Source organism: Planctobacterium marinum, assembly GCF_020687805.1.
Taxonomy (GTDB): domain Bacteria; phylum Pseudomonadota; class Gammaproteobacteria; order Enterobacterales; family Alteromonadaceae; genus Planctobacterium; species Planctobacterium marinum.
Genome location: NZ_JAJEWQ010000003.1, coordinates 433,146 through 457,505 on the forward strand (window position 1 = coordinate 433,146; position 24,360 = coordinate 457,505).

Below are 24,360 nucleotides of genomic sequence, written 5' to 3' on the forward strand. Positions count from 1 at the left end.
TGTTATTTGAGTTAATCCCAGATTATCCGAAACTATACTTATAGCCAGTCCAAAACCACTGGCCTGTTTACCCAATAAATAGTGAAGGTTTTGGAAAATTAAATGTGAGATTCAGCGCATGCGTTTTAAATTGTCGTTAATTGCCCTTTCCCTGTGTATCAGTTCCCATCCGTCATTGGCCCTAAGCCCTGCAGGCAAGACCATGATAGCCCGAGGTGATGTGAAAGCTTACGAGGAAGAGGCTGAGCAACGAAAACTGAAACGACGGGCGCCGATTTACAATGTCGATACCGTGACCACAGCAGAAAAAAGCAAAGCACAGTTTCGCATGACTGACGGTACATTACTGGCACTTAAAGAAAACACCACGTTACTCATCTCTGAGTATCAATATCAGGAAAATCAGGATGGTAACTCCGCGGTACTGGAGTTAGTAGAAGGCGGACTGCGTTCGGTAACCGGAGCCATTAAATCCAATAATGGCCAATATGAACTGAAAACGCCGGTGGGTTCTATAGGTATTCGGGGTACCCACTACGAAATTGAAATCATTCAGGGAGAAGTTTTTATCGCCGTTTGGGATGGTGCAGTCGATGTCAATGTTGACGTTGGCGGTGGCAATAACGAGGTCTCATTAGGCGAAGGTGAAGATTACTCCTATGCACAAATTGATGAGAACGGTGAAGTCACGGAATTACTTGCGCCACCGGAAAATTTCTCAGAAGGCCATTCGTCTGAACCAGAAGATGAAGAGGAATCCGATGAATCTGACGAATCCGACGAATCTGACGAATCTGACGAATCTGACGAATCCGACGAATCCGACGAATCCGACGAATCTGACGAATCTGACGAATCTGACGAATCTGACGAATCTGACGAATCTGACGAATCTGACGAATCTGACGAATCCGATGAATCTGACGAATCTGATAGTTCTGATGAAAGCGACGATTCAGAGCAATCACAGGACAACGACAATGACAGTTCTGACGATAGCGGCAGTAATAGTGAATCAGATACAGAAAACAATGATACTTCCGGAGATGGCAGTGATGATTCTTCCGGCGCTCAACAAGGTTCAGAACAGAGCAGCGGCTCTTCCGGCAACAACAATCAGCAAGGCTCGGGCACAACATCCGGCGGCAGCGATTCCGGCTCTATAGACACCACATCGGACGGCACACCATCACTGGATACAAACACTAATACTCAATCAACGGGATTGGGCAACGAAACCTCGCCACTCAATGATGAAACTGAACAGCTCAGAGATGAAGAGATCGAACAGGTTATCGACAATAACACACGGGTTTCCCCTGAGATCATTGCAGCCAGAACCGGTTCGGCTACCTACTCGACGCTGATCAGTAGTTCTTTATCGGGCAATCAGAATCCACGTAACCTCAATGTCAGTATTGGAGTGAACTTTGATACCTCTTTCAGTGAAGGAAATTTATCCGTTGAAGATAACGGGGGCAATTGGGATGCCGCATTCCAGGGCGTGATTGTTGAATCGGATCTGGAATTAGATATGACCCGTGTCACCTATGGTCAACCCGGCATTCCCAATTCCGTACAAGTAGGAACGGGTGACATTTCAGCCTTTTTTGCCAATGAAGGTGATGTATTAAATGGAAACTTTAGCTTAACTCAGGGCGGTAACAGAGTAAGCGGCAACTTCTTAATAAGGGAATAATGAAGGGTGGTAATGATGCAGAAACTTATGCAATTAAACAAAACTGGTTACTTCCTTTTCAGCTTATTATGCCTGTTCAGTTCAATAGCCGCTGCGGCTCCCACTGGTGAATTTCGTTATCCCGGTGATAATCATACCTTTAATGGGAACCTGCTGTTTTCCGGTAAAGTGGAAGACCCCGATGGAATTGGTTCGGTGCGCTTGCGTTTTGACGGTAACGCCGCCCGTCAGATAACCGTGTGCAACAATTGTGGCAACACTGAATCCTTTACTGATGCCGGGATAAACCCGCGTGATTACAATCTCAGTATTGGCAGTCATCAGGCGCAAATTGTGGTCATCAAAAATGGCAGTGAGCGCGTCATCGACAGTGTGCGCTTTAGCTGGACGCCACCGGAAATATCCGGCATTGAGATCACCCGTACCTTTGGCTCTATCGAAATAAACTGGTCAGGACTCAGTGGCTACAGCCTGTATAATTTGTACGTCGCCTCAGAAGCTGAAATCAGCCCTAATAATATTGATAGCCTGCCCGACAGTGTCACATTTCGTGCTTTGCGCGCAACCTCTCAAACAATAGAGGATATCGATGACGAGCTGGGGCTTTTTGGCCTGATCACCGGCACAGATACCAGTGGTGAAAGTGCCTACAGTCAGATATTCCGCATTGAAGCACTGAACAACGAAGATCCTGAAGTAGTATCTGAAAACATCAGTGTCGACGAAGACAGCAGCGTAACGGGCAATGTGCTGAGCAACGACAGCGATCCGGAGGAACAACCCCTCACCGCTGAACTAAACTTTTCCCCAAACAATGGCGAAGTAACGCTCAGTGAAAATGGGGACTTTCGCTATCAACCAGCCCCTGATTTCAATGGCGAAGACAGTTTTACCTATGTCGTTAATGATCCCCAGGGCGGCTCAGAAATAGGTACAGTCAGTATTACAGTTCGTCCTGTTAATGACGCACCAACGGCTAATAACGATAGTTTTCAGGTGGCTGAAGATGCAATATTGTCAGTGTCAGCCAACAATGGACTATTGAGCAATGACTCAGATATAGACGGCGACAGCCTCAGCACCAGTGTTAGTCGCTTGCCAGACAATGGTACTTTGTCTCTGGACCAGGATGGTTCATTTAGCTACCAGCCAAATGCACAATTTTTTGGTACTGACAGCTTTAGTTACCAGCTAGATGACGGTAATGGCGCAACCGATACGGCAACGGTGACCATTGCAGTCGCTGCAGTTAATGACCTACCTGTGGCAGCGAATGACACTTACCAGGTTAATGAAGATAATGTTTTATCGGTTACCGACCCAACGCAAGGTGTATTGGCTAATGACAGTGACGCCGACCTACCGGGCGAGCAGCGATTTTCCGGGCTGACAACAACACTGCTCAGCCAACCGGGTAATGGAACCGTCAGCCTGCAATCAAACGGGACGTTCACTTATACTCCCGCCCCTGACTTTTTCGGTTCAGACAGCTTCAGCTATCAGGTTGCTGACAGTGAGGGTGAAACTGCAACAGCTACAGTATTGATTGAAGTACTAAGCCAGCCCGAATCGCCGATTGCAGAAGATGACTTTTACAGCATCAACGAAGATGAACCTTTATTGGTGGATGCGGCTTCGGGTGTACTGACCAATGACGACAATATCACAGGTAATCAGGTCAGTGTTACCGTTTTATCTGGTACACAGTCAGGAGATTTAAACCTCAATGGCGATGGCAGTTTTAGCTACACGCCTGACGAGAACTTCAACGGTACCGATGCTTTCAGTTATCAGCTGGCTTTTGCTGACGGCACTTCACAGGCAACGGTAACTATCGAGGTGGTTGCGGTTAACGACGCCCCGGTGGTTAATGACGATACCGCCACCACTGATGAAAATACGCCCGTCACTATTACGCCTCTTGAAAACGACAGTGATCCTGATGGGGATACTTTGTCCGTTATCATCAACTCCGTGTCCTCCGGTAACGCCGTAGTATCCGCGGAGACAGATATCATATTCACCCCTGAAACCGATTTTGATGGCGAAGTCAGCATTAATTATTCTGCCTCTGATTCGTTGGGTGGCATAACCCAGGGAACGATTATCATCACGGTGTTGCCATCAAACGCTCCGCCGGTAGCGGTTGATGACCTGGTAGAAACCAATGAAGATACACCGGTGGTTATCTCGCCACTGGACAACGACAGCGACCCGAATGACGATATATTAACACTGAGTATTATTTCAGTAAGCGCCGGGACAGCGGAACTGGCTTCAACCACCAGCATTACTTATATACCGGAAGAAAATTTCAGCGGCACAGTTACATTGGCCTACCGAATCACGGACCCCTCAGACGCTTCTGCCGATGGTGTGATCACCATTAACGTTGTTCCGGTTAACGACCCCCGGTGGCCCAGGACGATAGCTTTAGCATCGCTGAACGCGAAACCCTGGTATTTCAACCATTAGAAAACGACTCAGACATAGACAGTACGTCATTTAGCATTATTGCGGCCACGGCATTAACCGGAGAACTCACCTTTTCGGCAGACAGCATTACCTATGTTGCCCCACAAGAGCCTGGCACAGACACGATCACTTATACCATTGCTGATACAGAAGGCGAGCAGGCCAGTGCCACTATCAGCGTTACAATTACCAATGTGGATGATACCCCTGAGGCAGTCGACGACAGCGCTCAGACAGCGGAAGACACAGCCATCACCTTGCTTCCCCTGGAAAATGACTCTGACCCGGACGGCGATCCGTTAACTCTGGCGATTGTCTCGGTAACCGAAGGCAGCGCGCAAATAACATCAGAAGCGGCAATCGAGTTTACCCCTGAAACAGATTTTAATGGCACAGCCAGTATCATATACAGTATTACCGATCCGGGTGGCAACAGTGCCAATGGCACAATTACTATTACAGTGACCGCCGTAAACGATGCCCCACAAGCGCAGGATGATGAAATTTCTGTCGCTGAAGAAGAAACTATTACTCTGACTCCCATGGACAATGACTCCGATGTTGATGGCGACTCACTGAGTATAATCAGTGCCCAGGCCACTTCCGGGGATGTCAGTTTCTCGGACACGGATATCACCTACACAGCGCCAGACACGCCGGGCGAAGACACTGTCACCTACACTATTTCAGATCCCGATGGTGAAACGGCCACAGCCACCATTAGCATCACGATCAATAACGTTCAGGATGCCCCTGTCGCTGAAGATGACAGTGTATCGACCAATGAAGACACCGCCGTGGAGATTTCACCACTGGAAAACGACACGGATGAAGACGGCGATTCGCTGAGTGTAACAATTAACTCGGTAACCAATGGTTCTGCAGAAGTCACCGCATCAGAGACTATCATTTACAGCCCTGAAGAAAACTTTTTCGGCACTGCCAGTATTGTTTACACTGCTACCGACACAGAGGGTAACAGTGATAGCGCCACTATTACGATCACCGTAACTCCAGTCAATGACGCACCAGACGCCAGAAATGATAGTGCGTCCACTAACGAAGACACATCTGTAACCGTCTCCCCGCTGGCCAATGACAGTGATGCAGAAAATGACCCCTTAACCATAGAAATAATCACCACCACTAACGGTACTTCGGTAGTCAATGCTGACAATAGTGTTACCTTCACCCCGGAGACAGATTTTAATGGTTCAGCCAGAATCAGCTATACCTTGTTTGATAGCAGCAATGCCAGTGACACCGCAAGAATTTCAATTACCGTTATCGCCGTTAACGATGCCCCTATCGCTACAGATGATACCGCCACAGTTGACGAGGGCGAATCTATCACCCTTACGCCACTGGATAACGACAGTGATGTGGAAGGTGATGATTTAAGTATCTCTGCGGCCTCAGCCCAAAATGGTGTCGTTACAATCTCAACCGATGCCCAATCTTTGACCTATACCGCTGAAACGAATTTCTCCGGCACCGACACCATCAGTTACACAGTAACGGATGGGACTGATTCTGACACGGGCACCATTACAGTGACAGTGAACAACGTAAACACGACACCTGTGGCCAACAGTGATAGTTTTGACGTATTCGCTGGTGAAACAACAGAGCTGGATGTACTGGCCAATGATTCAGATGTCGATGGTGATACGCTGTCTATTACACAAGCATCAGCCACCCTTGGTACGGTAACTATCAGCAATGATGAGTCGTTCATAAGCTATACCGCTCCATCGGATACCACAACAACGGATTCTGTGAGCTATACCATCAGTGATCCCTCCGGGGCAACGGCATCATCAACCGCCTCCATATCTATTGCACAACGAACTCTGGAAGGTGAGTTTGATACCGACGGCGATGGCAACTCCGATGTAACAGCCAGTGCAGATGGAAATGACTACACAGTGACATTTGGTGAAGATGTCGATGCTGTCTATTATCAGGAAGACGGCAGTTTTGTCTCTGTTGCTGCCAATGATGAAGGCGTATTTGAGCTCACCATCGAAGGAACCAGTACGTCCGATAAAAGCGCGAAACAATTCGGCGGCATTAAATCCTCTGCACCAAGAGATTTTGTGTTGCCTGCCACAATCAATACGGTTTACTACACCATCAACGGTATCGAGTACTCATTTACCGTTTCTAACCTAAACAACGGCAATGCCAATGTTGCCTTTGGGCCACCTGCATCACTTAACGATGATTTTATTGGAATTGACAGTCACGACTTTTATGTTCGGCAACAATCATTCACTGGCCCTTTAAGGTTGGGTGTCGAAAACGGTGAGCATTACATCTTAAATGTCGGTGGTACCGGGATGGTCCGGGGCGCAGACTATGATCTGAATGTAACCTGGCAAGAAACTGACGGTGAACTGGATATTCAGTTTATTAACGCTGAAGAATTTACTGCACAGTTTAACGTCTATGACCTTGACGATGATGATTCTGACGGGGTGGCACTGCATGTCATAACTAAAGCCGAGGCCGACGCCTATGTTGCCGCACACAGTGATGCGATTGTATCTGTGTATCTCACTGAAGCCCGTCAGGTATTCCGCTTTTTACGGGACAACAGAATATTTGTTGATGCAGAAATAGATTTGTATCTCAACTTCCGCATCGACAGCAGTGAAATACCGGAAATAACCAGCGCTGACGCCGGTGTGACACCTGACTTCCCCACTGAGCGAGAAACGCGACAGTTGTGGGATATTGACTCACTAAAAATTCAAAAACTAACCTATGACGATCTGGCCGCCGGTATCGCAACAGATGTTCCGCTAATTGACAACGATGAGTTTGAGGGTTTTATTGCTGATTTTTGTTATTTCTCAGAATCTGCGCAAACGCCCAAGACCGGAATGGGCACCTGCACCCATAGTGGTCAGGAATTCAACTGGAGTATCACCAGCGATGTGCTGACCCTGGATTTTGGCAATCAGATCAGTGCGGCTTATCGCTGGCTGGACGATTTAGCCGTTGAAAACACCTTTTCGGTTGAATTGACGGTTGGCACAGGTACAGAACAGCAGCACTACAGTACCCATGTGTACTGGCTATCTGTTGCAACCATTTCAGATACCGAAACCACCAGCCTGCTATCCAATCACTATTTTGACAGTGCCTTTAGCAAGTCTAACCCTGATGCCAGAGACACGGATAAATCCATTAAAATCGACGAAACCTTTGGTTTCTACTTTGACGACAGTGGCCTTGGCAAAAACCTTAGCAGCCGCTTTGAGTTTGTCGGCACAACTCTGACAGACACAGATCGTCGTTGGGAATTGCACAGTGGTGCCATACATATCTCCAGCCTGTCCTCCCTGAGCAGTGGCAATGCATTTAGTTATGCCTACGATCAATGCACAGATAGCGATGATGCCAGTTGTTTTGCCTGGGAAGTCAGAGTCTGGTACCCGATCGCTGTCAGTGGTGACAGATTGTGGGTGTGGGAAATGGTGAAAATGAACCCTGAAGGCCCATTTTTTGATGGCGTGGTCAGTTACGAAGAGCACATCAGCCCGCGTATCAACTACTACGAACTCAATAGCCAAATTCCGGGAGCCCCTGATAGCATTAATTTCAATCAGGAACCCGTCTGGCATATGGTTGATTTTAACACCGATATCAATACCCCTGTCAGCAACCTGAATATGCTTAGCAACTTTGCTGATCCTGAGGCGAATGCACTGACAATATTGTCTGCGTCGGCCAATACAGGCACGCTAACGATTAATTCAGACAATAGTCTGAGCTATGTGCCGGAAGTGGATTTCATTGGTGATGTGGATTTTTATCTTGAAGTCTCTGACGGTATCAATCGGGTATACCCTGTTGGTGTCATTTCCGTGTTAACCGAAAATGTCGCGCCTGTGGCCAATAATGACAACGACACCGCATTCAGCGGTATTCAAACAGCCCTGTTCCCGCTGGATAATGATACTGATGAGAACGGCGATCTGTTAACCATTATCTCTGCCAGTACCGATGTGGGTGAGGTGGAAATCGACGACACCAATACCGAGCTGGACTTCACCGCACCGGCAAGTTTTGAGGGAACTGCCACCATTTCGTATACGATTTCAGATGGACGCACTGGTACAGACAGCGCCACTATCAGTGTGGCTGTAACCCTCCCCATTTTCAGTGGCAGTTACAATTTTGACGACTCCAACGTCGATGACTTTGTAATTAGCGTTGACGGCAGTGACTTTAAGGTGCTGTTTGGCGAAGAAGTGTCCGCTGTTTATTATGAGGTAGATGGTAAAACCCATGTAGTTGCACGCCATGCCGATGGTGCATTTGAGTTCGTTTACCCCTCTGGTGAAACGAATATTGCGCAACTTTATTATGTCATTGACGGCGTCACCTATAGTTTTGCGCCCGATGACCTGAACCTGACTACGCCAAACCTGGTTTATTTTGGTGAAACGGACATCGAGAATGACTTTGCGGATAAAACCGAGTATTTGCTGATAACCCGGCACCCTACTCATAACTCCGCTTTATCCAATGGAAATGAAAATGGGATAATTTATGACCTCCAAAGTTCTGGTGTTGGAAATTACTCTAGCTCCCATTTTTTACTATCAGATTCAATCACATGGGATATAGGATCAAACGGAATTGTAACGGTAAACTTTGACTCCCCTCAGACAAGCTACGTATATTACAATGTTTACGATCTGGACGATCAGGCAAATAACGACGGAGCATTAGGCGTAATAACCAAAGCAGAGGCTGATGCCTATTATTTAGCTTATAACGATTTTTACGTACCTGTCACAATTACAACACTTAGTCATAAGCTTGATGCGTACAATCTTCAAGGATACTTTTATGATGTGAATGTTAATTACATCCAATCATTCCAGATAGATAGCGATACTTATCCTGAGATCACGTCAGCAAACGACGGTGTAGTGATCGAAATTAGTGGTGAATCAACGCAAATGCTTGATATCGGAAAGTTTGATTTTTTGACCTTAGATTCCTCAGATTTTCTCGGTACCATCTATTTACCTATCATTGACAACTCTATTTTTGTGAGTGATGAATGTAATTTCATAGAAAATAGTGTAGGAAGCAATGATGGTAGCGCAAGTTGCACAGTGACAGGAAGAAGCTTCACTTGGTCATTGGAATCCGATGGTTCCATAAGTGCTGACTTTGGAAACAATGAAACTGCTGTTTATAAATGGTTGGACCACAGCGAAGAAGAAAATACGCTTGTAGCAGAAGCTGAAATATCATTCGGCAAGTTTTCAACACTTAGCTATTGGTTAGTCCCTGAATCGCCTTCTGCTTCTGAAGTTACTTCGATAATAGAAAGTTTTTACTTAGAAAGAAGTGAAAGCCTGAGCAATCCTCACAATTACGATTCTGACGGCCAACTCAATCAATCAATTGGTAATGGGCTTTACTTCGATAATTCTGGTTGGGCAAAGTCAATTTTTGCTTTTTTTGATAATGAAAATAACATCGCAACTTTAGATTATGATCATCAATGGTTGGTAGATAATTCAGGTATAGTTACAATCAATTCATTAAGCAACCTAAGCTCTAATGACGCTTTCAAATATCGACATTCTCAATGTACAAACTCCAATGACCAAAACTGTTTTATATGGCAAGCACGAAATTGGCACCCTATTAAGATTGTTGGTGACCGAATCTGGGTTTTAGATTACCAGGTACATGACGTTTACCAGGGTTACTATGTTAATCCCCCCGTATTAGACAAATATTCCATCGAAGGAGAAATTCCCAAAATAAGGTTTTACGAGCCGCGAGAAATGATTCCTGGAGCGCCAAATTCAATAAGCTTCAATCAGGAACCGGTATTCACAGAGCCAGGGTTTTCGACAACGTTAAATACGGTTGCTAATTTTGACATATTAAGCCACGTAACCGACCCTGAGTCTGATCCAGTCACCTTAATTGACGTGGAAGTGGCTTCAGGCACAGTTATCATCAATACCGATGAAACCATCACTTATACACCTGCTACTTCGTTTAGCGGTACAGTTCAGATGAAACTAGTCGTTAGTGACGGAGTTAATACAACGACTTTCTCAAGCTATATATCGGTGCATAGTGCCAATAATGCCCCAATTGCCAACAATGATACGGTCAACGCTGTAGGTAGCCATATATACAGTTACCAGGTACTTAGTAATGATACTGACGCCGACAGTGACCCACTGACTATCACCAGCCTATCCACAACGGCTTCCGGCTTTAATATCAGCAGCGACAATGCTGCAATAGAATACAACGCTCCTGCTTCACTGACGGCGACTGAAACGGTGACTTATACTGTCAGTGACGGTAATGGCGGTACAGACAGCGCAACCTTAACCGTTAATCTTGTGCCCAACTCTGCGCCGGTGGCAGTTGATGATAACCTGTCAGATGTCACGGTAGGCACAGCTGCAAGCCTGTTTCCGCTGAGTAATGACACGGATGCCGATGGAGACAGTTTGACCATTACGGCCGCATCCAGTGTTTCAGGAAGTGCGGTAATCAGTGGCGACGGTTTAAGTCTGTCTTTTACCTCTGCCACGGCAGGTGCCAATTCGATTAATTACGCAATATCTGACGAATACGGTGGCAGTGATACAGGAGTTATTTTCCTCAACGCAATTACAGCAGGTAATATCGCCCCTGTAGCCAATAACGACAGTTATGTCGTTACCCCCAGTTCAGTGAACAACCTGACACCATTAAGTAATGATACAGACGCCAACAGCAATTCCCTCGTAATTACCTCCTCCAGCGCCAGCGTAGGCACATCTGTGATCTCCAATGGTGGGCTTAATATTGATTATACAGCTACTGCCAGTACCGGCTCGGACACCATCAGTTATACTATTTCAGACGGTAATGGCGGTACTGACAGTGCCAGCATAAGTATTACCATCAATAATGCACCCGATGCAGTGAATGACAGCTTCTCGGGTTTGGAAGATCAATCTCACACACTTTCCCCATTGAGCAATGATTCCGATGCCGATGGTGATAGCTTTGTGATAACCAGTGTCAATGCCTCTGCAGGTACGGCGATAAAACCCAACGACAGTCAGATTTCCTATTCTAATCCAACTGCCGGTGCCGCCACCATAACTTACCAGATAACGGATGCGTATGGCTTAACCGACAGCGCCAGCATCAGCTTTACCGTGACCAATCGCCCAACAGCAGTAAATGACAGTATCACCATTAATGAACTCGCCACCCTGTCTATTTCACCATTAGACAATGATACAGATGTAGAATCCGCAAACAGTGCTTTGATACTCACCAGTGTCAGCGGTTCTGCCGGCAGTGCCAGTATTGAGTCCGGTGACCGAACCGTCAGCTATACCGCCACATTACAATCAGCACTCACAGGTAATCAGGACTTTATTACCTACATTGTAGAAGATGAAGATGGCGGCACAGATTCAGGCACTATTACCATCAATGTGAACGCAATTCCTGTTGTACAAAACGATATTGATACCGTCGAACAAGGCACTACTGTCACCTTATCCCCATTGAGTAATGACAGTGACAGTGACAGTGATCCATTGACCATCAGCAGTGCTTCAGCCACCAACGGGAATGTCAGTATCACGGGTTCCGGTACGACTCTGGACTATACCGCTCCGGCTGGCGCTGCGACGACAGACACCATCAGTTACACGGCATCCGATGGCAATGGCGGCTCAGCATCTGGCAGCATCACCATTACCGTCACCAATAACTCGCCGGTTTCAGTTAATGATAACTACACCCTGCTTTCCGTCAGTGGAATTAGCGCAACGGTGGAAAGTACCGTAGGCGTGCTGGCCAATGATACCGACCCCAACGCTGACTCACTGACTGCATCCATTGTCAGTAACCCGGCCTATGCCAGTACCTTTACATTAAATGCAGATGGCTCATTTAGTTATGAGCACAACAGCAGCAATAACTTATCAGACTCCTTTGTTTATCAGGTGTCCGATGGCACCTACACGACTCAGGGTACAGCATCACTTACCATTAAACGCGCGAACTTTACTCCGGATGTATGCACCATACCGGCAGCTTATGCACAGGCAGGGGAAAGTTACAGTCAAACCTTTAAAGTACTTGATCACGATGAAGAAAATCAAACCTTCAGTATTTCCGGAGAGCCTGCATGGATGACACTGAACACCATTGATGGCATCACTGCCACCCTGACTGGCACACCAACTACCAGTGATGTAGGCACAACCACCATTACCTTTAGTTCCACCGATGGTTTTGATTCAGACTCAGTGACATTCGATCTGACTGTGGTCGAAGAATTTGCCACCAGCAATAATCTGGACTTTGATTTTGGTGGTACAACCGAAGTGGTTTATGACGCCGTAATAGACAATTACGGCAACATTGTGGTGGTGGGCACCTCTGATGGCGACTTTGCTGTAACCCGTCTACTCAGAGACGGCACCACAGATAGTGCTTTCAATTCAGGAGCTGTGAAAACCTATGATTTCGGGGGAGCTGATGATGTCGCCATCAGTGTCAAAGTCCGTCCCGACAACGGATTGATCATTGCCGGACATACCAATGCCGCAGGCGCCTCAGATTACGATTTCGCAGTGATGGCACTACACAGTGATGGCTCGCTGGATAACAATTTTAGTACAGACGGCATTCATACCCTTGATGCCGGTGGTTTCAGTGGCAATGACTTACTGGCAGAAGTGTTGGTCCACGACAATGCAGATATCACCTTAGTTGGCCAATCCTTTGAAAGTGGTAACTATAAGCTTATCGCAGTGCAGTTAAATAGCGGGGGCAGTATCGATAGCAGCTTTAACAGTGGCTCTGCGCTGAGTATTTACGGGATTGATGATGTCAATCCGGAAGCCGCCATCGAAGACGGTGAAGGTAATATTTATGTTATCGCTCACGGTAGCAATAACACCGACAGTGATATCATCCTGGCGCGTTTCAGCGTTGATGATGGTTCCAACAATGATTTTGCCAACGCCGAGAGCTATGCGCCGCTATTTTACTTCAACGATAGCGCTGATGAGTATGGTTACGACCTCGCCTTTGACATTGACGGGAATATTATAGTCGCCGGAACCCAGGACGATGATTTTGCCCTGTATAAGTTTACCGTCACCTGGGATAATACGAATTCAGAATGGGATGTAGCACAAGACAGCAGTTTTAACTCGTCAACCGGTGAAAACATCATTGATCTTAATGGCGCATCCACAGATTTTGCCTACAGCATGGTGCCCGACTACCGAGGCAACTACTATATCGCCGGGAAACAAGGTACCAATACCAGCATCATTCGTATCTCTGCTGACGGGACACTGGATACCAGTTATGGCACCAGTGGTGTTAAAACCCTGAGTTTGTCCAGTGGGGTCAGCAACACGCCGACGATTTTACGCACCGATGCCATGGGACAATTGCTGATTTTTGATACGGAGGATGCCGGTAGTGATGCGCATATTTCCGTGACGTTTGACTATATTCTGGCAGCACCGTCATTTGGGTTTTGTGACTATACAGGAGAATATCGCGCTACCAGCAATAAAACTCAGGATCAGGCAATCGACATAACCAAAGCCAGTGACAACAACTACTTTATTGCCGGATGGAGTCTCGGCCAGGATGACAGCAACAAAGATTTCGTGGTGATAAAAACTGATGACCAGGGCAACTTCGACACCGCCTTTGGCGATCATGGCTACGTCCGAATAGATGCGGGTGCATCTACCTCCATTACCCCCTATGATGTTATCGGATTGGGAAGTCAGGATCTGGTGATTGCAGGCGTTGAAACCGGCACAGATGATTTGTATCTTGCCAAACTAACCAATAGTGGTGAACTGGACAGCGGCTTCGATTCTGATGGCATCAGAGATTTTGGTGGGAGTGTCAGCTTAACCCCGTCACAAGGTTTATATCATTCCGCCACAGATACATTCTTAATAGCAGGCAAAGATGGCAGCAATTTTTATCCCTGGGTGTACCGTTTTAATGCCGATGGCAGCGATGATAATAGTTTTGGTGCGGGCACCAACATCTCCTCTGCTGACGCAGGGGTAAACTACACAGTGCTGAACGATGCTAACTTCAGTGTCTATGATATGGTGCAGTTAAACTCAGGTGACATATACCTGATTGGCGGCTATTTCGACACCTACAACAAAGCGGCCTTGATTAAAATGGATGCCGACGGGCTGATAGACACAGGTTTTGGTAGCAGTGGTATTCAGACCTTTGACCAGGGCTCGGCGCATGTGGGTTTCACAGGGGCCACCGATGGGACTTCCATTTACATCCTGAGCAAAGATACCAGTTCCCAGACCGCCTCTGTTATTAAGGTAAATGCCGCTGGCAGCCTGGACAGCAGCTTTGATGACGATGGCCTGTTAGCGCTGAATAGCTATGAAATTTCAGCTACCTCCACCTCATCAATGCAAACAGACAGTAGCGGCGACTTGTGGATACAGGTGTCCAAATACGGTAGCCAGGAAAGCATGGTCAAACTCACCTCAAATGGGGTATTTGACAGTAGCTTTGTCAATGCCGGGAGCACGCAGTTCTCTCACGGAGTTTTCAATTGGGGCAGTATAGCCGGATTTGCACTGACAGCGTCAGACGAAGCATTGCTTTTTGGCACCACCAACAATGATTTTACCCTGGTCACTATGTCTGCTATCGGCGAAGTTAATAATCACGATAATCAAATAGTGTTCGACCATGGCTACGGTGAACACGCATTGGCGATTGCGCTGGATGCTTATTCAGGGCCGATATTGGCAGGCTATGGCCGAAACCTCACAGATTATGACGACGATATGGCCATCGCTAAATTTGATAATTCGGGCAATGGCGACAATAGTTTTGGTTCCTACGGTCAAACCGCCAACGCCATTGAAATGTACAGTCCAAACAATGAATCCAGCCAATTCCATGGTTTCAGTGTGAGTAACGCAGGACAATATTTTGCCACAGGTGAAAGTCAAGCCGATGTTAATATAGTAGTTAAAAACACCTTAAGTAAAAATAAGCAGCTTAATTCAAAATCCGGCCTGAAGTTGAATAGCCTTAATACCGACATATACAACGCCCGAATCGCATCTGACAATGCCGTTATTGATATTTTATCCTACGGTACGGGGCTAATTGATTTGCTTAGTGGTTCGAATGATCTGTTAGGTGGCCAGTATCTGGCAGATGATGGTTACCTATATGTAGTAGGTAGCACCAACAATATAGGAGTGGCTTTCCGCTATGATCCCTTTGGCAGTTTTGATAGCAGCTTCAACTCGTCCTCAGGCACCATTGAACTGAGCAGCTATTCCGATAGTTATCTGACGGCGATTACGTCTACTTCAGATGGTAGTTTAGTCGCAGTTGGCTATTACGATAATAGCGGTGATATCGATGGTCTGATCGTTAAGTTCTCACCAGATGGAACCCTGGATAGCAGCTTTAGCGGTGATGGCATCTATGAATATCAGGTAGCCAGTTCTGAACAGCGTTTCTTTGACGTTACTGTAGATGGCGATGGCGTCATCTATGCCGTTGGTGAATCAAACGATGACATGTTGGTCGTCGCACTGGATAATCAGGCCACGCTGGCGGAGTCCTGGAATTCGACCGGAATACTAACTACAGATATTGATTCATCATCAATCGACACGGCAACAGCGGTAAATGTGGACGCCTTTGGTGCGCTATTCATATTAGTGAACACTGAAAATGAATTTACCTTGCTACGCTACAAACCTAACGGTACTTTAATAAGTGATTTTGGTGGGGTACGGCGCTATTCCCCAATCAACAAGATGCGCGATATTGCCATAGACTCTATGGGTAACGTATTTGTGACAGGGAGTACCCAGGTGGACCAGCAATGGCAGTTTTTTACGGTTAGATTCCCAATTGCGGCAGGCCCTTATCAATAAGAAGAAGAAAATTAATGAAACTAACATTTTATGGGGTTCGTGGCTCAATCCCCTCCCCCGGGCCTGAATACGTAATATACGGTGGCAATACTGCCTGTTGCCACGTTGAACTGAATGACGGTACCGACATTATTCTTGACGCTGGCACCGGCATTAAAAAATTGGGAGAAAAACTGGCCAAATCCGATAAGGAAATTCATCTGCTTCTCACTCACAATCATTGGGATCACATTCAGGGGTTTCCTTTCTTTGTTCCCATTTACATTCCAGGGCGCAAGATTTTTGTGACACCGGGTTTAACAACCCCGGACGAACCCGAAGCCTTTCTGAAACAGATGGGCGGCAGTTACTTTCCGGTAAAGTACAGTTCATTGCAGTCGGATATTCAAATTGTCAGTTATCCCAAAGAGCAAATCAGCTGGAAACTCAACAGCGCAACTATTACCCGTCATTCTATGAACCATCCAGGTAGTGGCAGCTCCTACCTGATCGAAGCCGACGGGGCCAAAATTGCCTACATCACAGATAATGAGTTATATCCTCCCTATCAAAAAGAAACCGATTTTTTAGAATGGGTGTCATTCTCGGAAAAAGCCGACCTGATTATCCATGATGCCCAATATATGCTGTCCGATATGCCAGCCAAATCCGGATGGGGGCATTCAGTGGCAGAGGAAGCCGTAAAACTGGCTATGGCCAGCCGCGCGAAAAGACTGGCACTTTACAGTCACGACCACATCCGCACAGATAAGGATATTGAAAAGGTGGAGACCCACTGTCGTGATGTCATTGAAGTCGCCCAATCCGATCTGGATCTGTTTGCTGCGCGGGAAGGCATGTGTATCGATTTCGATAAACCATGACCGCGCTCAGAACGCTCAGGGAACATCGCAGAGCCATCCTGGCCGGTTTCGGCCTGGTGTTTTTGGTGTTTTTGTTGCAGTTCTATGTATCGCGCTATCCCAATACTCCCCTGGCATTGCAATTCAATCGTATCGACGGCTTCATTTTTGATCTGCGTTTAAAGTCCACACTGGACAATCGCTCTACCGGGTTTGCTGACATCGTCATAGTTGATCTGGATGGCAAAACCATGGAGGCTATTGGCTGGCCCTGGCCAAGAGCCCGACTTGCAGAGTTAGTGTATAACCTGGCGGATATGGGAGCCGTGGTGGTGGTATTCGACGTGTTATTTGCCGATCGGGAGCGCAACCCTGCCCGGGAAGTACACCAGGCGCTGGCCCAAAAAGCGTTAGCGCTGAATGATGTGGTCAATTTAATCGAAGAAATGGATGGTGATAAAGCATTCATGGAAAGTTTTGACGCCACAGATGTTATGTTTAGCTATCTGTTGAATCAAAGTGATTTACGCCGTGGTGTCTTACCCACACATAACATCAGCAGTGATCATCCTCCTGCTCAGCTGGGTATCATCAATTACTCCGGGTTTGAATCCAGCATTCCTGAATTTCACGATGCTTCCGTAGGTGAAGGTTTCATGAACTCCTCACCTGATTCTGATGGATTTATTCGACGCAGCCCATTAGTGTTGCGTTATGGCAACAAATTGCTGCCTTCCATCTCTCTGGAAGCTGCCAGACTCTATGCACTGGCAGACAGTATCGAAGTTAAAACACAACAAGCGGGTAATCTGGTTAATGTCGAAGGCATCAAAATAGGTAATCAGCTCATTCCCACTGACGCCGAAGGACGGGTGTTAATACCCTATCGCGGCCCACAATTCAGCTTTCCTTATATATCTGCCATCGACGTGCTGAATAATCAGGTCAAGAATCCGGACATTTTTGACAGTTCGGTGGTTTTCATTGGTACCTCTGCGGTAGGTTTAGCGGATTTGCGTTCAACGCCTGTGGGTGTGCAGTTCCCTGGCGTAGAAGTCCATGCCAATGTACTGGAAGGTTTGTTAGACCCCAGCATACTGAAGTATCGACCCGACTGGTGGGAAGCCTCAGTGGCCCTTTATATCATCATTCTGGGTATCATCCTGGCTGTAATGATGCCACTTTTGGGACCCTCCTGGATGGCAATTACCGGCATTATTGCGCTGGGTGGCAGTATTTATGGCAATGTTTTGTTATGGACAGACGCCAATATCGCATTGCCAATGGCTTCGTCGATCTTATTGGTACTGCTGCTCATGATGTATAACATAGGCACCGGTTTTTTCGCTGAAAATAAACGGCGTCAACAAATCAAAGGTATTTTTGATCAATACGTACCACCGGCCCACATTGACAAAATGCTGGAAGAACCCGACAGCGTCTCCATGGAAGGGGAACGGAAGGAACTATCCGTGCTGTTTTCTGACATTCGCAGCTTTACCACAATATCCGAAAAGCTCTCCGCAAATGAACTGAAATTACTACTGAATCGGTATTTCGATCCTATAACCGAAACCATCTTTACGCACCAGGGCACCATTGATAAATATGTTGGTGACATGGTAATGGCATTTTGGGGGGCTCCGCTGGATGACCCCAGACACGCCCAAAATGCGGTCGAAACGGCGTTCGAAATGCTGCGCATAACCGCCCGATTGCGAAAAGAGTTTAAAGCGGACGGACTGCCGGAAGTCAAGGTTGGCATAGGAATCAATACCGGTGATATGAACGTCGGTGACATGGGTTCCACCTTCAGAAAAGCCTACACCGTTTTAGGCGATGCGGTAAATTTGGGCTCCAGACTGGAAGGACTGACCAAATTCTACGGTGTCGAACTGCTGGTCAGTGAGGCTACGATAAACCAATGTGAGGGTATCCCCCACCGCAGAATTGATCGTGTTAAAGTAAAAGGTAAAAATGAAGCCGTTGCTATCGTTGAACCCATAGCCCCTGAGCGTATAAACGACGCCTTTGAACAAGAGTTGACGGCGTACCACAAAGCCTATGACAGTTACCTGGCGCAGCAATGGCAACAAGCCAGTGAGCAATTTAAGCAACTTACTGAAGCAAACCCGAAAGATATCCTTTACACTTTGTATTTAGAGCGCATTGAGTTACTAAAAGACCAAACATTACCCGATGACTGGGATGGTAGTTACACCCACACGTCGAAGTAGGAGCACCTGATGGAAGTCGATAAAACGTTACTGGAATTGGTACATGTTGGCATCGAGTTGTCTACGGAAAATGACACCACCAAACTGCTGGAAAAGATTTTATTGGCAGCCAAACGATTATCCAATGCCGACGGTGGTACCATTTATGGGGTAACCGCAGAAAAACAATTAAAGTTCGACACACTTTTTAATGACAGCATGGAAATGTATATGGGCGGCTCATCAGGTACCCCCATTCCCTTCCCGGCAATCCCCATATTTAAAGAAGACGGCACGGTGAATACGTCCGCGTTGGTGGCGCATTCCGCAGCCATTCAGAAAGTAATCAATATTGAAGATGTTTATTCGGTGACCGAATACGATTTGTCCGGGCCTCGTACTATGGACAGTAAAACCGGTTATCACACCCAGTCAGTACTTTGTATTCCCATGACCAATCACGAAGGGGATTTGAATGGGGTCCTGCAACTGATCAATGCTCAGGACCAGCAGGACCGGGTTATTGCGTTCTCACCCGATGTGGAAAAATCCATCAGAGCACTCGCCTCACTTGCCGCAGTTGCGTTAACCAACAGGCAATTGATAGACAGTATGGAAAATCTGTTTCAGTCATTCACCCGTCTTATCGCTCAGGCCATCGATGAAAAGTCCCCCTACACAGGCGGGCACTGCCGCCGGGTTCCTGAACTGACCATGATGATCGCAGATGCCGTATGCCGCTACAGTGACGGCCCCCTCAAAGATTTTGACATGAGCGAAGAAGAAAAGAACGAACTCAGTATTGCAGGATGGCTTCACGATTGCGGCAAGATTGCCACGCCTGAATACGTTATGGATAAATCCAAAAAGCTGGAATGCGTCTTTGATCGCATAGACATGGTTAAAACCCGGTTTGAAGTGGCAAAACGCGACACAGAACTCAGCTACCTGCGCAAAATAGCCTCGGCTACGGAAAGTGAAAAAACGCTACTCCAGGACGCCCTGCAACAGGAATTACAGCAAATCACTGACGACTACCTGTTTGTGGAAAAAGCCAATACCGGCGGTGAGTTTATGACCCCGGATGATCAACAGCGCATCGCCGATATCGGTCAGTCCCGCATTGTTCAGCTCAATGGCGAACCGCAACCGCTGCTCAGCGAAGAAGAGATTTATAATCTGCAGGTGGCAAGGGGCACCCTCAACAACGAAGAGCGGCAGGTCATTAACCGTCATATGGATATCACCATTTCTATGCTGGATTCATTGCCGTTTCCGAAACACCTACAAAGAGTGCCCGAATATGCCGGAGGTCACCATGAAAAAATGGACGGTACCGGCTACCCGAAAGGACTTACCCGGGACCAGATGTCAGTCCCGGCCCGGATGATGGCAATCGCGGATATTTTTGAAGCCCTGACCGCTTCAGATCGGCCCTACAAACCCGCTAAGAAAATGAGTGAATGCCTGAAAATTATGGGCTTTATGTGTAAGGATCAACATATCGATCCGGATCTGTTCGAAATTTTTGTGAAGGAAAAAGTCTATCAACAGTATGCAGACGCGTTTCTTGGCGACGACCAGGTGGATGAAGTCAGTTGGGATAACATTCCGGGATTTGTCTATTAGTCATTCAGGCACAGACTCATGACCGATCGCGATGAATTTGCCCTGATCCTCTCTGGCGGTGGTGCCAGAGCTGCGTATCAGGTAGGCGTTTTGAAATCCCTGACCCAGTACCTGCCACGAAATCACAAACTGCCCTTTCCGGTATTGTGCGGTACTTCTGCCGGAGCCATTAATGCAACCGCTCTGGCCTGTTACGCTTCCTGTTTTCACCTGGGTGTCAGAAAACTGGAATGGGTATGGAAAAACTTTAAAACCTCGCAGGTCTATGATGCCTCGTTTACGGAAGTCGCCGGGTACATACTGCGTAACTACGCCTCTTCCTGGCGCTCAGATTATTTTAGCAAACGCCCAGGCAGCCTGTTGAACAACCAACCATTGCGGTTCTTAATTAAACGCATGATGGATTTTTCCCGTATCGATCGCAACATCATGTCAGGGAAACTCAATGCCATTTGTATCTCAGCCTCCTGTTATTCAGAGCGCAATGCCGTGAGTTTTTTTCAGGGTAAGGAGTCGATTGCTGGCTGGAAGCGGCACCATCGCATGGGACTACCTTGCCGATTGGAAATCGACCATTTACTTGCCTCCTCTGCAATTCCACTGGTATTTCCACCGGTCAAAATAGGCGAAGATTATTATGGCGATGGCGCCATACATGAATCTGCGCCATTGAGCGCTCCTATTCATCTGGGCGCCCGAAAAATCATGGTCATTGGTGTGGTCAAAGACAAACCCGATAACCCGCACCCACATTTGACCAAACGACTTAATAGTGCCCAGGTCGCCGGTCACCTGTTAGATACGATATTTTCCGACGCGCTGGAGTCCGATATCGAACGCATGCGCCGGGTCAATCAGACTCTTAACCTGTTAACACCCAAACAGAAAAAATTGACTGATTTAAAACCGGTAGATTGCCTAATCATCAATCCATCGCAAAGTATTCAGGATTTGGCCTGGAAGCATTACGAAGAAATGCCTGGAGGGATTAAAGCCTTGCTGCGATTGATCGGTGTCAATCGCTCCGGTGAATCCAGTTTGCTCAGCTACCTGATGTTTGAAGGTAAATTCTGTAACGAATTGATCCAGTTAGGCTACAAGGATGGCCTGAAAAGACAGGAAGAGATCCGCAAGTTTCTCGAGTTATAAGCCTCCGGCACGGCGTTTTATCACCGCCCGAAATTTCACTATCCAGATGGACCCGGCGAGCATAAACGTCACCGCATTTGCCACAACAATAGGCCAGTTCGCAATCAGCAATCCATAGCACAACCAGAGTAAAACTCCGCTACAAAAAATCGAATACATGCTCAGGGAAAGCGCCTTAGTATCTCTGGTTTTGAGAGTTTTTAAGGCTTGGGGTAAAAAGGAGGCAGTGGTCAGGACTGCCGCTACATAGCCAATAATTTCAATCATCAATTTTATTCCATAAATCCCGTTGTTGTATCAAACGAAGACGATTGTGCTTAAATCTTCCGCTAATGCCCTTCTAACAGGATCCTCTCTGCCCGCTCCACCCTGCGAGGCTTACCGGAAATGACTATCACGTCGTTAACCTGCAATTCGATATCCAAATCAGGAGCCGGAATTTCCGCATTATTCCTGCGCAGACCTTTGATAGAAACCCGCATGGTGTCGATTTTCACATCCGACAAACGCTTGCCCACAGCATGGGCGTCCGGAGTTAGCACCACAGCGTGCATAAATTCTAACTTATCCTGTTTACCGTAAGTCATTTCGGTAGTTTCCCCGGGAAAGAATCCGTGCATATGGCGGTAGTGCTCTTTGCGCTCTTTGCGTACCCGTTTTAATATGCGAGACATAGGTACGCCACACAAATGAAGCACCTGAGAAACCAGCATCAGGCTGCCTTCCAAAATCTCCGGTACCACCTGCGACGCGCCAGCCATGTACAGCTCTTCCAGGTGACAATCTTTTCGGGTGCGCACCACCACCGGCAACTCAGGATTAAGCGCGACCACTGATTCTATGACCGCTTTAGCCTTGGCGTGTTCATCAAAGGTCAGAATGGCGAGCTTGGCTTTGTCGATACCCACAGTGCGCAGAATATCTTTGTTTTGCGCATCACCGAAATAAACCAGCTCTCCGGCTGCGCAGCTTTCATGGACCCGCACCGGATCTGCATCCACCGCCACATAATGTATTGCTTCTACTTTCAGCAGGCGACTCACTGATTGCCCTACCCGGCCAAAACCGAAAATAATCACATGGTCCTGCAAAGCCTCTGGCTTAGGCGCGGGCTGAACCGGCGTTTCTATTTTTCGGCGATTCATTCTGGCAACGATCCTGGGACTGTTCGTCACCAGCCAGGGTGTAATCGCCATACTTAAAATACCGATACTCATCAGGACCGACGCATCCTTAGACGACAAGATCTCGTGATTTGTTGCCAGGGCAACAATTACAAAGCTAAATTCGCCCATCTGACACAGCTTGATACCCGCTGCCCAGGCGTCATTGCCAGACGCTTTAAACAACCATGCAGAAAAGCGTATCAGCACCACTTTAAGCACCATTAACAACACCAAACCGGTCAAAATCCAATGAATACTGGTGACAAAAGTGTTGAGTTCCAGACGCATGCCAATGGTAATAAAGAACAAGCCCATAAAAATATCTCTGAAGGGCCGTATATCCGCCTCCAGTTGGTGTTTGTACTGGCTCTCCCCCAACATCATGCCCGCCAAAAACGCGCCCAACGCCATCGATAATCCAAATGAATGAGTCAGGCCCGCGGCCATGAGCGCCACCAAGATGGTGGTAAGCACAAACAATTCATCAGTACGGGTTTTGGCGACTTCGCTAAATATACGGGGTAAAACCCACTTGCCCACTGACAACAAAATAATAAAAACTAATGAGCCTTTAAACACCGCCAGCGAAATCGCCACCGCTAAACTCTGTTCGCCATCCGCGGCAAATAAGGGGATCACAATAAGTAAGGGAACTACCGCAAGGTCCTGAAATAACAGGATGCTGACCGACATCTGCGCACGCGCTGTGTTGAGTATCCCCAACTCACTGGATTGTTTAATCACAATGGCGGTGGAAGACAGCGCCGCCATACCGCCAATGACAAAAGCGGGTATCGGCTCAAAGCCAAACAATAAGGCCAGCCCCATAAAGACCAGGGTGGTAACGATCATTTGTCCCAGTCCGACGCCAAACACCAGATGTCGCATTGCTAACATCCTGGGCAGCGAAAATTCCAGCCCCAGTGAAAACAGCAGGAAAACAATGCCCAGTTCTGCAAAAAAATGCATTTCTTGCGGATCTTCGTAGATCTGCATTAAATCGGGGCCGGCCACGATACCACAGGCCAGGTAAGCCAGTATGGGCGGTAGATTGACGCGTTTAAATAACCATACGGCAAATACTGCCAACACCATCAATAACAAAATGTCGGTAAAACTGCCTTCCATTCCAATTCCGCGGTTTATTTTTATCTGGCACGTTGATTGCTTTAATTAGAGCAATAACACGGTAAAAGTTGG

At 47.1% G+C, this 24,360-nt stretch carries 9 protein-coding genes; 7 read left to right on the top strand and 2 right to left on the bottom strand.

Going from position 1 to position 24,360, the window contains the following annotated elements:
* Positions 1-118 precede the first annotated feature (118 nt).
* The 7 genes from LJ740_RS11710 to LJ740_RS11740 are packed head-to-tail and all read left to right on the top strand — an operon-like array spanning position 119 to position 21,994.
* Positions 119-1,699, top strand: coding sequence for a FecR family protein (locus LJ740_RS11710; protein ID WP_229529275.1), 1,581 nt, complete (start codon positions 119-121; stop codon positions 1,697-1,699).
* A 27-nt stretch (positions 1,700-1,726) separates the two neighbouring features.
* The gene (locus LJ740_RS11715; RefSeq protein ID WP_229529276.1) at positions 1,727-4,174 is read left to right on the top strand and encodes an Ig-like domain-containing protein; all 2,448 of its coding nucleotides are present in this window, start codon (positions 1,727-1,729) and stop codon (positions 4,172-4,174) included.
* Positions 4,114-16,158, top strand: coding sequence for an Ig-like domain-containing protein (locus LJ740_RS11720; RefSeq protein ID WP_229529277.1), 12,045 nt, complete (start codon positions 4,114-4,116; stop codon positions 16,156-16,158). The genes LJ740_RS11715 and LJ740_RS11720 overlap by 61 nt, the downstream gene beginning before the upstream one ends.
* Before the next feature lie 14 nt (positions 16,159-16,172).
* The gene (locus LJ740_RS11725; protein WP_229529278.1) at positions 16,173-17,021 is read left to right on the top strand and encodes an MBL fold metallo-hydrolase; all 849 of its coding nucleotides are present in this window, start codon (positions 16,173-16,175) and stop codon (positions 17,019-17,021) included.
* Positions 17,018-19,237 (top strand): CHASE2 domain-containing protein, encoded by a 2,220-nt coding sequence (locus LJ740_RS11730; RefSeq protein ID WP_229529279.1) that lies wholly within the window; start codon positions 17,018-17,020, stop codon positions 19,235-19,237. Before LJ740_RS11725 ends, LJ740_RS11730 begins: the two co-directional genes overlap by 4 nt.
* A 9-nt stretch (positions 19,238-19,246) precedes the next feature.
* Positions 19,247-20,845 (top strand): HD domain-containing phosphohydrolase, encoded by a 1,599-nt coding sequence (locus tag LJ740_RS11735; protein ID WP_229529280.1) that lies wholly within the window; start codon positions 19,247-19,249, stop codon positions 20,843-20,845.
* A gap of 18 nt (positions 20,846-20,863) precedes the next feature.
* Positions 20,864-21,994 (top strand): patatin-like phospholipase family protein, encoded by a 1,131-nt coding sequence (locus LJ740_RS11740; protein WP_229529281.1) that lies wholly within the window; start codon positions 20,864-20,866, stop codon positions 21,992-21,994.
* Here LJ740_RS11740 and LJ740_RS11745 read toward each other — a convergent pair.
* Positions 21,989-22,261, bottom strand: coding sequence for a SemiSWEET transporter (locus tag LJ740_RS11745; RefSeq protein ID WP_229529282.1), 273 nt, complete (start codon positions 22,259-22,261; stop codon positions 21,989-21,991). The two genes, LJ740_RS11740 and LJ740_RS11745, sit on opposite strands and share 6 nt — an antisense overlap.
* A 62-nt stretch (positions 22,262-22,323) precedes the next feature.
* A complete protein-coding gene (locus tag LJ740_RS11750) occupies positions 22,324-24,288 on the bottom strand; it encodes a monovalent cation:proton antiporter family protein (protein WP_229529283.1) in 1,965 nt (654 codons plus the stop codon).
* Positions 24,289-24,360 lie beyond the last annotated feature (72 nt).